Genomic DNA, 14,861 nt, shown 5'->3' on the forward strand with positions numbered 1-14,861 from the left:
AAGAGATAGCAAATAGCTATCTCTTTCAATAATAAACAGCAATGCTGATTGATTAGAATTAGTCGTTTTGATGTGCTTCAAGCAAGATGGTATCACCAGATTCTAACGCTAATAATAGCGCAACGATATCTTCACCATAACGATAACCACATAATGAGTTATGACTATTTAATACTCGGTGACAAGGGATCACAATCGGAATTGGATTAACATTTTTTGCCATACCGATTGCTTGGGTTGCTTTGGTATTTCCAATATTTGCGGCTATTTGCTCGTAGGTGACAGTTTCACCATAAGGAATATCTGCGATAGCATGCCAAATTTGCTGCTGGAAGATGGTGCCTTGAGGTGCGAGGGGGAAGGTGAATTTTTTCCGAGAGCCGGTGAGGTATTCTTTGAGTTGTTTAATGAAAGGGGCCATAAACTCAGGGTTATGTTGCCATATTTCATTCGGGCTATAGCTGGGACTTGTAATCGATAATTGTCGAAGACCTTGATGATCGGCCAGCAACATAATATTCCCCAGTTCTGTTTCAATACAATCGTAATACATCAATAACTCACTAAAGGCGTAATAATTAATAACATTGACTGACAAAGAGTAACAGACAACCGCACGCTAATATATCGAATATTGAATGTGGCTTGTATTCATTATCATGTAAACTCACAAAATGTGCGTTATATCAATTAACATTGTCGTGTCGAGGTAGTACTTGTTTCATTCAATTATACATCGCTCATCAACTATTGTACTTGACGATATAAAAGTTCGCTTGATTGAAGCGCAAGATGCGGAACAAATTACCGCATATTATCAGCGTAATCGTCATTTTCTTGCGCCTTGGGAGCCATTACGGCATGAGGCTTTTTTTAGTTTAGCGGGTTGGCAACAGCGTCTAGAACAAATTGCGACTTTACATCGTCATGAAATGGCTTTTTATTTTGTTATTGAACACCGTGTAACCGGCGATATTATTGGAGTGATTAATTTTAGTAACTTAGTTAAGTCACCGTTTTATGCTTGTCATGTCGGCTATTCTTTAGATCAATATCATCAGGGACAAGCGGTGATGCGGCGAGCATTAACTGCGGTGACTGAGTGGATATTTATCGATAAACACTTTCATCGTATTATGGCGGCATATATGCCCCATAATAACAAAAGCGGCAGTGTGTTAACGGCTGTCGGTTTTGAGCAAGAAGGGTTAGCAAAAGATTATTTATTGATCAATGGCCAATGGCAAGATCATATCCTAACATCATTGGTTAATCCTAACTGGTCACTACCAATAAGTTAATATGCTTGCTGGAATTACAAAGGCTGAGAGGGTCTTAGCCTTTGTAATAGGTAACTTTTGGGGTATTTATGCCATTTAATCAACCATTAAAATACGCATATTGTTAGTTGAGCCAACGGTATCCATTTTATCACCTTGGGTAATAATGGTTAAATCTCCCGTCTGTACATAACCTGCACTTTTTAGAACATCAAGCGCATGTTTTGCGGCATCTAATCCTGCGTCACTGTCACGATCAAAAAATACCGGTGTTACGCCACGAAATAAAGCAGTACGATTGAGGGTCGTTTTATTACGTGAAAGCGCAAAAATAGGTAAACCAGATGATATTCGTGACATCAGGCGTGGTGTTCGGCCTGATTCTGTCATTACCACAATAGCTTTAATGCCAATCATATGGTTGGCGGCGTACATGGTTGCCATTGCAATGGTTTCTTCAGGATTGGAAAATTTACGATCTAAGCGATGATTAGAGACATTTATACTTGGTTCTTTTTCCGCACCCAGACAAACACTAGCCATAATAGTTACTGTTTCGACTGGAAAGTCACCCGCTGCTGTTTCAGCTGATAGCATTACCGCATCAGTACCATCTAAGACCGCATTAGCAACGTCCATTACCTCTGCACGGGTTGGCATTGGGCTGGTGATCATTGATTCCATCATTTGAGTTGCTGTAATTACGGTTCGATCTAAGCTTCGTGCGCGGCGAATTAATTTTTTCTGAACACCAACTAGTTCAGGATCGCCAATTTCAACCCCTAAATCACCACGAGCAACCATTACTACATCAGAAGCTAGAATAATATCATCCATTGCTTCGGTGGTTGCAACGGTTTCTGCCCGCTCTACTTTAGCGACTAATTGTGCTGTTAACCCTGCTTCTGTTGCAAGTCGACGTGCGTAGTGCATGTCTTCGCCATTACGTGGAAAAGAAACCGCTAGATAATCAACGCCCATTGCCGCTGCTGTAATAATGTCAGCTTTATCTTTTTCTGTTAAGGCAGCAGCAGATAACCCACCACCTTTTTTATTGATGCCTTTATTATTTGATAATGGGCCAGCCACAGTGACGATAGTGTGTACTTTATTGCCTATTACTTCGGTAACTTGGAGTTGCACTCGACCATCATCAAGTAATAAAACATCACCTGTAATAACATCGTTAGGTAGTTCTTTATAGTCAAGTCCAACTGCATCTTGATGGCCTTCGCCTTTAGGTAAATCACTATCAAGAGTAAATTTATCGCCGATATTTAGTTGGATCTTACCGTCTTTGAAGGTAGATACGCGAATTTTAGGCCCTTGTAGATCACCTAAAATTGCAACATGTTTACCCAAGCGAGTTGCAATCTCACGTACTTGTTGGGTACGAAGGATATGATCTTCAGGACTTCCATGTGAAAAGTTCATACGAACAACATTAGCACCAGCGGCAATGATTTTTTCTAGATTATTGTCACGATCAGTTGCAGGGCCGAGGGTCGTAACAATTTTTGTACGTCTTAGTCGTTCAGACATTGTAAGCTCCATGTGAAATAAGCAGGTCGATTAACGAATATCAATCAAAGCATAACAGTATGATATTAGAGAATAAGACCTTAAGAATGAGTGCTACTCAGTAAGTTTGAAAGCAATAAGAGGGGATGAGTCTGAGTGCATCATTCGCTGTGATAGCGAAGCCGAAACTTCGCTTGGCGTCGAGAGTTATAAAGAATAACCATCTTTAGAAAAGCGTGAATCTTTGAGTGAATCTTTTACGCGTTTTAAATTATCACGAAAACTTGATCCTCGGCGTAGAGTAAAGCCCGTTGCTAGTACATCAATAACCGTCATTTGCACCACTCGGCTCGCCATTGGCATATAGATATCTGTATCTTCAGGAACATCAAGGCAAATCGATAATGAACATTCGCGCTCTAATGGTGAGTATTTAGCTGTAATACCGATGACTGTTGCACCATTTTCCCGCGCCATTTGTGCGATTTCAACCAAACTTTTGGTACGTCCCGTGTGTGAGATCACAACAACGACATCACCATCACTGCAATTGATAACACTCATACGTTGCATAACAATATCGTCAAAGCAAACAATAGGAATATTAAATCGAAAGAACTTATTTTGTGCATCATGTGCAACAGATGCTGAAGCGCCTAAACCAAAGAAGGATATTTTTTTCGCCTGGGTAAGTAAATCAACTGCACGGTTAATTTGCATGGGATCAATGCTGTTTTTCGCAACATCTAAACAAGCCATTGTTGATTCAAATATCTTAGCTGTATAGGCATCTGGTCCATCATTTTCTTCGACATTACGATTTACATAAGGTGTACCGTTTGCCAGACTTTGTGCTAAATGTAATTTAAAGTCGGGAAAACCCTTGGTATCAAGTCGACGACAAAAACGGTTAACAGTCGGCTCACTCACATCGGCCATTTTTGCCAATGTTGCAATACTTGAGTGAATAGCTGTCTGTGGCGAGGCGATAATAACTTCCGCTACTTTACGTTCAGATTTGCTGAAGTGTTCTAAGTTATTTTGTATTTTTTCTATGGTATTCATAGGTATTTATGCACTTCGTTATTGAATTTCATTTGTAGCATTCTTGTCAACAAGTTGCCCATATAATGAAACTATACTACTTAACTCTTAACATATTCTAGTGATTCACGGCCTTTTTTAGGGGTTTTTGTTAGATTTTGATCGGGATCGACTTTTTATTTTCAGAATTGAAACTTATAAAACAAAGAATGTTGCTATTTATTGTTTTATCTTTCTAAATCTGAGTATTTGTTTCTTAAATAAAGACTTATTTTAAGCTATGAAATAAATCTTTATTTTATAATTTTCAAATGATTTATATATTTAATCAAGATTGATATAGATAAATGGAAAGGAATGTCGATGAAAGTCAGTATTTGTGGCTGCGGATGGCTCGGGTTACCGTTAGCATTATCACTAAAATCTCAAGCGATTGAGGTCTGGGGGTCAAAAACAACATTGGCTGGTGTAAATATATTACAACAGCAGGGGATTCATGGTTGTTTATTAACATTACCGCTGATGGAAAATATCAATACGCAAGTTGAGCAATTTTTAGCAACTGATGTGTTGGTTATAGCAATCCCACCTGGTCGTAAGAATCTTAATTCACAAGCACATATTAAAAATGTGATGTCATTATCTGCTGCAGCACAGAAAGCGGGATGTAAACGGGTTATTTTTATCAGTACGACTTCAGTGTATGACCCATTACAAGGTGAAGTGTTTGAAACAACGCCTGTCTGTCCAAGTTCGGCATCTGGACAGTTACATTATCAATTAGAACAGCAGTTACGTCAGCAGTGGCAGCATAATTTAACTGTATTACGACTCTCGGGTTTATTTGGACCATTACGGCATCCAGTAACATTTTTATCTGGTCGTCAACAGCTTAGTGCAGGTAAACAACCGGTTAATCTCGTTCATTTAGATGATTGTATTCAAGTTATCTCCGCTATTATTCAGCAGGAAACGTCGATGTTGATTATGCATCTTGCAGCGAGTACTCATCCTAGTCGAGAGCAGTATTACACTGCAATGGCGCTTAAATCACAGTTACCACCACCTTATTTTAATGATGATAATGATGGGGTTAATGGTAAAAAAATAAATTCAAATCAAACGCTTAAATCACTTGGTGTGATTATGAAGCATGATGATTTATTACGAGATGATCCACAAATATAGTCATATTGATAAGCAAATAGGTAAAAAAAAGCGCTGAAATAACTATTTCAGCGCAAACAAAAAATACAATTAGGAGTTAAAGCAGTAGTAGTAGCAATTTAAATTACAGGTCTGTTTGACGGCCAGAAAAACAAAATACCTACCTATAATTTTAATTCTTATAAAGTCAGACTGCGCCTGAATGAGAAAGTTCAGTTTAATGCAAAAAAAGAGGTATTTATTTTCGTTGATGGTTTTTATGCTGAGGTTAGGGAGATGAGCTTCACAATAGGTAAATTTTAGAGATAAAAAAATCCCGCTGAAAATATCAACGGGAAGGAGATTATCCAAAAAAATACAATTAGGATTTAAAGCAGTAGTGAATTAAACATTAATAAAAGGGCATCACTGCAGAGCAGAATAACGATTTATCAAATTGAATACATAAGTAAGAGTGGTGATTTCACAGAAAGTTCAAAAAAAATGATTTTATTTGAAAATATTATTTTGTAATTGGATTAGGGGCAGAATAGATAAAGAAACCCATCAACAAAAATATGTTAATGGGTATTGAAGCAAAAACTTCTAAAAAAGCAGTGGTATCTATAAGACATTAATTCACATTATTGGTTCCCTATCATTTCGTATATAACTCTCAATATTTTTATTATTAATTTTCAAGTCGTTAATTTTTTCAGGATCTTATTTTAAATAGTAATTCGTGATGTAGTTCAATTGTTAAGTTTAATGCAATTGTGTAACATTTAAACGGGTGTTTAAATTGGGTGGATATTATGGCAGAACAAGGAGCCACTAAAAATCGAATACTGGATGCTGCTGAGTTGCTGTTTGCTGAGCATGGTTTCAAAGAAACGTCTTTACGTACGATTACTACTGCTGCCAGTGCTAATCTGGCATCAGTAAACTATCATTATGGCGATAAGAAAGGGCTGATTCGTGCAGTATTGAGTCGCTATCTTGAGCTATTTATTCCTGCATTTAAAATGGAATTGCTGGCCTTACATCAACGTGATGAGTTTGACATGAATGATGTGTTTTTATGTACCAAACGACCATTACTTCGATTAAATAGCTTTAAAAATAATGGCACTACAATTTTCATGTCATTAATTAGCCATGGTTATACCGATGTTCAAGGGCATTTGCGGTGGTTTATCACGACACATTATGATGATGTTATTCAATTGTTCATTGGTGCCGTCCGGCGTGCTTATCCTTGTTTAGATCCTGAGACATTATTTTGGCGACTGCATTTTACCCTTGGTGCATCTGTGTTTACGATGACTTCAAGTACAGTACTTTGCGATATTGCAGACAGCAACTTTTCAAACCGTGTCCAGACCGAAGATTTAATTAATCGCTTAGTGCCTTATCTTGCGGCAGGTGTTACGGCACCGATAGAGCTAAGAAGGGTTTAGTCGCGAACAACTCACCTTATACATTACCGATACTCGTCATTGAATCACAAAAGGATATGCATTATGAATTCGTTCTTAACCATGCGTAAACGTTATTTGAGTGATCCTGCTTTTAAATTGTTCAAGAAAGTATTACCACCATTATCAAACACTGAAAAAGAAGCCATGGAGGCAGGTAGTGTGTGGTGGGATGGCGAGTTATTCAGTGGTACTCCGCATTGGCAAACGTTGCTTGATTACCCTAAACCAAGTTTGAGTGATGAAGAACAACGATTTATTGATACCAAGTTACAAACATTATTATCAATGTTAAATGATTATCAAATTGTTCAGCAACAAAAGGATTTACCACCTGAGGTATGGCAATACTTACGTCGTGAAAAGTTTTTTGCTTTAATTATCAGTAAACAATATGGCGGACTTGATTTTTCAGCACATGCGAATTCGACCATTGTTGCTCAAATAGCAACGCGTAGCTTAAGTGCGGCTGTATGTGTGATGGTGCCTAACTCGTTAGGTCCTGGTGAATTGCTGACTCATTATGGAACCCAACAACAAAAAGACTATTGGTTACCACGATTAGCAAATGGCGATGATATTCCGTGCTTTGCATTAACCGGACCAGAAGCGGGATCGGATGCGGGTGGAATACCCGATGAAGGCATTGTATGTTATGGCGAACATGAAGGTGAGCAAGTTTTAGGTTTAAATCTTACTTGGAATAAGCGTTATATTACGCTTGCTCCAGTAGCAACTGTACTTGGCTTGGCATTTAAAATGAAAGATCCACAAGGGTTACTTGGGGACAAAATAGATCTAGGTATTACTTGTGCGTTGATTCCTGCCGATCATGTTGGCGTTGAAATTGGTGAGCGTCATGATCCATTGAATATGGCATTTATGAATGGGCCAACGCGAGGTAAGGATGTCTTTATCCCACTTGATTGGATTATTGGTGGTCAAGATTATGCCGGCAAAGGTTGGCGTATGCTGGTGGAATGTTTATCGGCAGGTCGAGGCATTTCATTGCCTGCATTAGGTGCTGCGATAGGGCATTTGGCAGCAAAAACAACGGGTGCTTATGCTGTTGTTCGTAAACAATTCGGTATGCCTATTGGTAACTTTGAAGGCGTTGCACAAGCGCTAGGGCGTATTGGTGGTTTTACCTATATGTTAGAAGCAACAAGAACATTGACGACAACCGCGTTAGATATGGGTCAGACTCCAGGTATTGTGACGGCTATTGCTAAATATCATATGACGGAGATGTCTCGTACCGTACTTAATGATGCTATGGACATTCATGCTGGCCGCGGTATTCAACTTGGACCAATGAATTATTTAGGTCACCATTATTTTGGTGTCCCTGTTGCGATAACCGTTGAAGGGGCTAATATCCTTACTCGAAACCTAATGATCTTTGGTCAGGGTGCTACCCGTTGTCATCCTTATGTGCTCGACGAAATGACTGCCGCAGCTAACCCTGATGAAGACCAAGCAGCGAAAGATTTTGATCGTTTATTAATCAAACATATTGGTTTTACTGCTGGGAATATAACTAAATCACTGTTAAATGCTGTTAGTAGGTCATGTTTTAATCGTACGCCTGTAGGTAGTGAGCTCAGCGATTACTATCGTCATTTATCGCGAATGTCAAAAGCACTTGCTGTTTGTGCCGATGTTTCAATGCTGAGTTTAGGCGGTGAGCTAAAACGGCGAGAATTGTTATCTGCGCGATTAGGTGATGTGTTAAGCCATTTATATTTAGCGTCAGCAACATTAAAACGGTTTGAGGATGATGGCTGCCAGCAGCAAGATTTACCATTGGTACATTACGCATTGCAGTATTGTTTATATCAATGTGGTGTGGCGTTTGAGGGAGTCTTTAGTAATTTTCCACGTCAAGGTGTAGGACGGATATTACGTTTACTCACTTTCCCATTGGGAATACATTATTCAGCGCCCAAAGATGAAACAAGTATTCGTATCGCTACGTTGTTAATGGCACCGAGTGTACATCGTGATCGATGGACTCATTTATGTTATGTCGGTTCTCAAGCCGATGATCCGATTGCGATAGTGGAGCGTGCTTTTGTCGCACTGCATGAGATCAAACCTTTAGAGCGTAAATTGCTACAAGCGACACGTAATGGTGAGATCCCGCGCAAAGCTTTATTGATAGATAAATTGCAGTTAGCGTTGGATGCGGGGGTGATCACAGAAGATGAATATAAAAAGATAGAAAATGCAGAGAAGCTAAGACAAAAAGCGATTCAAGTGGATCATTTTTGTGCTGACCATTTTAAACAAGTAAGCATGCAACCAGGGAAGGCAGCTTAGGGTTACTTAGCCAGTGAAATATAAACCTGGAATCTCCCGTGTGCCACGTAAATACGTGGCACTTTTTTTGACCAAAATTTAGGGTAACACCTCCAACCACTGTGATTTTTGTTCATTTATGGCATAAATTTAATGCGTATCTGCCTTTAACCTTTTATCCTATTCACAATTATGTAAGGGAAGTTGAAAATGATCATCAAACCTAAAACTCGTGGATTTATTTGTACAACAACGCACCCTGTTGGTTGTGAAGATAACGTAAAGCAGCAAATTGCTTACACTAAAGCACAAGGTCCAATTGCAAATGCACCAAAACGTGTATTGGTAGTCGGCTCTTCTAGTGGTTATGGCCTGTCATCACGTATTGCAGCAGCATTCGGTGGTGGCGCGGCAACAATTGGTGTTTTCTTTGAAAAACCCGGTACAGAGAAAAAGCCAGGTACAGCAGGTTGGTATAACTCAGCGGCATTTGACAAGTTTGCTAAAGCAGAAGGTCTTTACTCAAAAAGTTTAAATGGTGACGCTTTCTCTAACGAAGCCAAACAAAAAACAATTGATTTGATTAAGCAAGACCTTGGTCAAATTGATATGGTTATTTACTCATTAGCATCACCTGTGCGTAAATTGCCACAGACTGGTGAAGTTGTTCGTTCATGTCTAAAACCGATGGGCGAAACGTATACCACAACAGCTGTTGATACCAATAAAAACGTATTAATCGAAACGAGTATTGAACCAGCAACAGAGCAAGAAATTGCCGATACTGTTACCGTTATGGGTGGCGAAGACTGGGAACTATGGATTGATGCGTTAGCAGACGCTGGTGTACTTGCAGATGGTTGTAAGACTGTTGCTTATAGTTACATTGGTACTGAGCTAACATGGCCTATTTATTGGCATGGCGCATTAGGTCAAGCCAAAATGGACTTAGATCGCGCAGCGAAAGAGCTAAACACTAAGCTAAGTGTAACAGGTGGTTCTGCAAATGTAGCAGTATTGAAGAGTGTTGTTACTCAAGCAAGTTCTGCAATTCCTGTTATGCCATTGTACATTGCGATGGTGTTTAAGAAAATGCGTGAAGAAGGCGTACACGAAGGCTGCATGGAGCAGATCCTACGCATGTTCAGCCAACGTCTTTATAAACAAGATGGCACAGTCGCTGAGGTTGACGCTGAAAACCGTTTACGTTTAGATGACTGGGAATTGCGCGAAGATATTCAGCAGCATTGTCGTGATCTATGGTCAAAAGTAACTAATGACAACTTGTATGATGTTGCTGATTACCAACAATACAAAGATGAATTCTTAAAGCTATTTGGCTTTGGCATTGATGGTATTGATTACGATGTTGATGTGAATCCTGTTGTTGATTTTGATGTAGAAGATATCTAATCGTATTGAAATATTAATGTTTTACAAAACCGCCATCATGGCGGTTTTTTTATATCTCTATTTTCAATCTATCTTTAAATCGGATGGTATGTGACTTTGTTCCTAGTTATTTATAGATATATTAAGCGTATATTTTATCGGTAATTGTGAAAGAGATATCAAAATGAGAACAACATTTGATCGTATTCGTCATGCAATTGGTTTTGAAGTTATTGGTTTGCTATTGATGGTCGGTATATTGAGTCAATTTGGGTTTGAACTTGGCCATGTAGGTGCTGTCGGTGTGTTCTTTTCTATTGTGGCGACGTTGTGGAATTATGTTTATAACCAATGGTTTGATAATTTTATGCAGCAAAAATATAGTACAACGCAGAAGACAGTCAGAATACGGTTACTGCATAGTTTAGGATTTGAGGCTGGATTACTTGTCTTTACTATTCCAGTATTAGCATGGGTGCTTAATGTTAGCTTATGGCATGCATTTGTATTAGATATTGGCATGGTTGTATTTTATTTATTCTATGCCTATGGCTACAATCTTATTTATGATCGTATCTATCCTATTAGCGGATAAAAATCAGCCAGCGATACACGCTGGCTGATTTATTTGATTGTCAACGCTTAGCTCTTAGGCAGTTTAATAATAAACGCAGCGCCTTCAAGTGCCGAATTTTCCACATGAATTTTGCCTTGATAACTATCAACAATTTCGTTACAAACAGATAAACCAATACCTTGACCTGGGTTGAGTTGGTCCGCTCGTACGCCACGTTGAAAAATAGCTTCACGTAATTCAGGTTTAACCCCTGGGCCATCGTCTTCAATTGCAATGGTAAAATAATCATTGCTTTCAATAACGGACAGTTTCACTTGGCTAATGCAAAAACGGAAACTATTTTCAAGCATATTGCCAAACAGTTCCATTAAGTCATCTTTATTTATCGGTAATTTTAGCTTGTCATCAAAATGGTAATGCAATATCGCATGTTTATCGGCGTAAATCTTACTTAACATTCGATCCAAACTGGTGATGATAGGTTTTAGCTCGACATTGCTTTTCTGCAATCCTTGCTGACCTACCATCGCACGCTTGAGCTGGTATTGGACCAAATCATCCATTTGGCTGATTTGTTCCATGATACGTTGATTTAGCTCGCGACGATCTAAACTTGAGTCATCAAGCAAAGCATTAGTGGCTGCTAAGCGAGTTTTTAAACTGTGGGCAAGATCATCCATAGCATGTCGATAACGACCTTGTTGATCATTACTTATATGACTTAAACGGTTAACAGCCATGGTGACTTCCTGCAGTTCCATTGGATAGTCATCATCGAGTTTATCTCGTTTAGCTTCAGCCATTTGATCAAGCTGAGAAGCTAATTTTCGTAATGGTTGGAAACCCCAATGAAAGGCTGCAATAAGAAAAGCGACCGCAATCAACACAAAGAGGCCTAAATAGAAAGCCGTTCGTTTATGTAATTGTGCCAGTGAATGTTCATAAGCATCAGCTGAACGCAGCACAACTAATTGATAAATAGTGCCATTTTCTTTATTTCGACTAAGGTTATAGGCTATGTAGCCTTGATGGTTTTTCATCGTAATTAGCGTGGGTGTCGATATATTCTCTGGTAAATAACGGCAAACATCACGTAATTTTGCAGCGGAGGATTTATCTGAAACCCATGTTGTTTTGTCACTTTGATCACAGACAACGGCAATATAATCAGTATCGGATGGATCAAGAGAATCAATCCATTTATCGACATCTTTAATTAATCCAGCCCGATTAAGTTGTGCCACAACCATTGGCATTTGAGCGACAAGTTCAGATGAATATGATGCCATGTAACTTTGGGAATAAAGCTTATTAATGACCGCAGCAAGCGCTGAAGTCACTAATGCAATAATTGCCACAGAGGTGATCAATACGCGTTGTCTTAATCGTGGTTGGAAAAATCGATTCATTGGGCATTGAGTTCAAAAATATATCCCTGACCACGAATGGTTGAGATAGGATTATTTTGTCCTGTTTTAGTAAATTTCTTGCGTAAGCGGCTGATCATTACTTCAATAGTATTAGGATCGCCTTCTTGATCTTCATAAAGGACATCAAGTAAGCGTTGCTTGGAGACAACTTGACGACTATGGCGCATTAGGTATTCTAATAAATCATACTCGAAAGCCGTTAATTCGAGTAATTCTTCACAAATATAAACTTGCTTAGCTAATAAATCGACTCGAATATCGCCAGCCGTCATTTCTGGTTTTACAAAGCCAGCGCTACGACGAACCAATGCACTTAAGCGAGCCACCATTTCTTCTTTTTGAAACGGCTTGACTAAATAATCATCAGCGCCAGCTTCAAGACCTGTGACTTTATCTTGCCAATTTGAACGCGCAGTTAAGATCATTATCGGTAGACGTAAGCCTTTTTTACGCATGTCTTTAATTAAGCTGATGCCATCTCTATCAGGTAAACCAATATCGACAATTGCAATATCGTTAGGGTAATTTTGCGCAAAAAACAGCCCTTCTTCGGCATTATTGGCACATTGAACTTGATTTCCTAATTCGCTGAGTTGCGATTTAAGGTGATGGCTAAGGATGGCATCGTCTTCGACAATAAGAATTCGCATAGATTGGGCACCAGAGAGATAACGAATGGTATTAATAAGCTATGGTAAGGTATCTAATAATAAAGCGCATTAGTTATTGTTACCATAATCTCATGATAGGACATGCAAACTAGCGGGAAAGCGGGAAATTGAATAATAAAAGATCAACGTTTTTTTGCTAGTTACACTTAAACGCTAATCGTCAGTGTAGAGAATTAGACTGAATAGGGGCTGACTCATTAGTAAACTATGAGTCAGCCCTCTATAAAGGTAGGTAAAGTGCTAGATTGATCGCAGTTATTGGAAAATAAAGATCAGTGTACCGGCAATGGTCAGTAATACGTTAGCAATCGCATAAGTTCCTGCATAGCCTAGTGCTGGAATAGTACTACGAGCATGCTCATTGATCATATCCATTGCAGGAGCACATGTTCGTGCACCAATGATGGCACCAAATAATAACGCTCTGTTCATCTTCAGAACATAAGCACCAAAGAGGTAGGCCAATACAACGGGGATAACACTCACCATTAAGCTGGTAACAAATACCGTTAGACCAATATGTGCGATAGAAGCGAATAAATTAGAACCGGCGCTTAAACCTATACCGACCATAAATACCATTAGGCCTAAATCTTTAGCCATGTTAAGTGCGCCTTGAGGCACATAACCAAATGTTGGGTGGTTGGCTCGTAAGAAACCTAAGGTAATACCAGCAATCAATAATCCTGCAGCGCTACCTAAACCAAAGGCAACATGACCGAACTTCATTGTGACTAAGCCCATTAATAGGCCAATAATAAAGAAACAGCAAAAAGCAAGAAGATCGGCAATTTGACTATGAATCGAGATAAAACCAATTCGTTCAGCAAGCCCTAAAACACGACTTTTTTCACCACTGACTTGAAGGATATCACCTTTATTCAACAGAATATTATGATCCATTGGCATTTCAATTTGTGCACGTACTACGCGGTTAAGGAAACAGCCATATTCAGATAAATTTAATTCTGATAAACGTTTGCCAGCTATACCATCGTTTTTAACCACGATTTCTTCTTCTACAATACGTAGATCGAGTAAGTCGCGATCAAATACTTCTTTACCATTACGGAAACTAGGATCAAGACGAGCATGGCTATCAGGGTAGCCAACTAATGCTATTTCATCACCTTCTTGTAAAATAGCATCTCCATCAGGGTTAGCTAAAATTCCATTACGGCGTACACGTTCGATATAACAGCCTGTTTGACGATAAATACCCAGTTCGCGTAGGTTACGTCCATCAATCCAGTTGATCAGCTCTGGACCTGCACGGTAGGCACGAATAATAGGTAAATAAACTTTGCGTTGTGAAACTTCACCGATACCACGCTCACGAGCAATTTGTTGTGATGACTCAGCAAGGTTTTGTTTTTGCAATTTAGGCATTAGTTTTGCTAGGAAAATTAAGCTAACTAAGCCAACAAGATAAGACATGGCATAGCCAACACTTAAGCTTTCGCTTAATTGCTTAATCATCGCGGGATCGGTAATACCAGCAAGACCATTATTCAATGCATCTTTCGCACCCACAAGTACCGGGGTTGCAGTTAGTGAACCTGCCATCAAGCCGGTCGCTAAACCTATATCCATGTGCAAATAACGCGCCATGGTCATGGTTATAGCAATTGATGATAGTAAGACGACTAATGCTAATAGTAAGTAGTGCTTACCATCGCGGAAGAATATACCAAAAAAGTTTGGTCCTGCTTCTATGCCTACACAAAAAATAAATAGCATAAAACCAATATTTAGTGCATCAGTGTCAAACGTAAAACCAGCATTACCAAATAATAAAGCAGTCAGTAGAACGCCAATAGAGTTACCTAGTGTCATCTTGGCAAAGCGAATTTTACCGAGACTTAAACCAACAGCAAGGACTACAAATAGCAATAAAATATCATTTTGGTGTAGAAGAGCGGCTACATCAATGTTCACAACGGGTTTCCGAAATAATGGAAAGATAAAGTGGGATAAATTCTAGCTGATTTTGATGGGAGGTTATAGTTTATATTATAAAT

General features: G+C 39.0%; 12 protein-coding genes. 6 read left to right on the forward strand and 6 right to left on the reverse strand.

The features are described from left to right. Positions 1 to 58 precede the first annotated feature (58 nt). Positions 59 to 553, reverse strand: a complete 495-nt coding sequence (locus tag C0W29_RS09995; protein ID WP_036795281.1) for a methylated-DNA--[protein]-cysteine S-methyltransferase — start codon at positions 551 to 553, stop codon at positions 59 to 61. A 163-nt stretch (positions 554 to 716) separates the two neighbouring features. Here C0W29_RS09995 and rimJ point away from each other — a divergent pair, with 163 nt between their 5' ends. Further along, positions 717 to 1,301, forward strand: coding sequence for a ribosomal protein S5-alanine N-acetyltransferase (gene rimJ, locus C0W29_RS10000; RefSeq protein ID WP_036795280.1), 585 nt, complete (start codon positions 717 to 719; stop codon positions 1,299 to 1,301). A gap of 75 nt (positions 1,302 to 1,376) precedes the next feature. On the opposite strand, the gene pyk is transcribed toward rimJ, so the two are convergent. Together pyk and C0W29_RS10010 are read right to left on the reverse strand one after the other, a co-directional pair. Next, complete coding sequence (gene pyk / locus C0W29_RS10005) at positions 1,377 to 2,822, reverse strand: pyruvate kinase (protein WP_045041585.1); 1,446 nt, start codon at positions 2,820 to 2,822, stop codon at positions 1,377 to 1,379. Between the two features lie 186 nt (positions 2,823 to 3,008). Further along, on the reverse strand, positions 3,009 to 3,866 hold the full coding sequence (locus C0W29_RS10010; protein WP_036795278.1) for a MurR/RpiR family transcriptional regulator: 858 nt from the start codon (positions 3,864 to 3,866) through the stop codon (positions 3,009 to 3,011). A gap of 342 nt (positions 3,867 to 4,208) precedes the next feature. Between C0W29_RS10010 and C0W29_RS10015 the strand changes: the two genes are divergently transcribed. The 5 genes from C0W29_RS10015 (at position 4,209) to C0W29_RS10035 (ending at position 10,757) form a co-directional block, all read left to right on the forward strand. Next, positions 4,209 to 5,033, forward strand: a complete 825-nt coding sequence (locus tag C0W29_RS10015) for an SDR family oxidoreductase (RefSeq protein WP_045044367.1) — start codon at positions 4,209 to 4,211, stop codon at positions 5,031 to 5,033. Positions 5,034 to 5,806: 773 nt separating this feature from the next. Continuing rightward, a complete protein-coding gene (locus C0W29_RS10020) occupies positions 5,807 to 6,451 on the forward strand; it encodes a TetR family transcriptional repressor PsrA (protein ID WP_045044368.1) in 645 nt (214 codons plus the stop codon). Between the two features lie 63 nt (positions 6,452 to 6,514). Then, positions 6,515 to 8,791, forward strand: coding sequence for an acyl-CoA dehydrogenase (locus C0W29_RS10025; protein ID WP_045044369.1), 2,277 nt, complete (start codon positions 6,515 to 6,517; stop codon positions 8,789 to 8,791). Between the two features lie 189 nt (positions 8,792 to 8,980). Then, a complete protein-coding gene (gene fabV / locus C0W29_RS10030) occupies positions 8,981 to 10,183 on the forward strand; it encodes an enoyl-ACP reductase FabV (protein ID WP_045044370.1) in 1,203 nt (400 codons plus the stop codon). A 163-nt stretch (positions 10,184 to 10,346) separates the two neighbouring features. Then, entirely contained in the window at positions 10,347 to 10,757 is a 411-nt protein-coding gene (locus C0W29_RS10035; RefSeq protein WP_045041580.1) for a PACE efflux transporter, read from the forward strand. A 47-nt stretch (positions 10,758 to 10,804) separates the two neighbouring features. Here the strand turns inward: C0W29_RS10035 and C0W29_RS10040 are convergent, their stop codons facing one another. From C0W29_RS10040 to C0W29_RS10050, 3 genes are all read right to left on the reverse strand, one after another. Continuing rightward, a complete protein-coding gene (locus C0W29_RS10040) occupies positions 10,805 to 12,148 on the reverse strand; it encodes an ATP-binding protein (protein ID WP_036795268.1) in 1,344 nt (447 codons plus the stop codon). After that, complete coding sequence (locus C0W29_RS10045) at positions 12,145 to 12,819, reverse strand: response regulator (RefSeq protein ID WP_036795267.1); 675 nt, start codon at positions 12,817 to 12,819, stop codon at positions 12,145 to 12,147. The genes C0W29_RS10040 and C0W29_RS10045 overlap by 4 nt, the downstream gene beginning before the upstream one ends. A 276-nt stretch (positions 12,820 to 13,095) precedes the next feature. Further along, a complete protein-coding gene (locus C0W29_RS10050; RefSeq protein ID WP_045044371.1) occupies positions 13,096 to 14,778 on the reverse strand; it encodes an aspartate:alanine antiporter in 1,683 nt (560 codons plus the stop codon). Between the last annotated feature and the right edge of the window lie 83 nt (positions 14,779 to 14,861).

It is taken from the genome of Photobacterium kishitanii (assembly GCF_003026355.1).
GTDB lineage: Bacteria > Pseudomonadota > Gammaproteobacteria > Enterobacterales > Vibrionaceae > Photobacterium > Photobacterium kishitanii.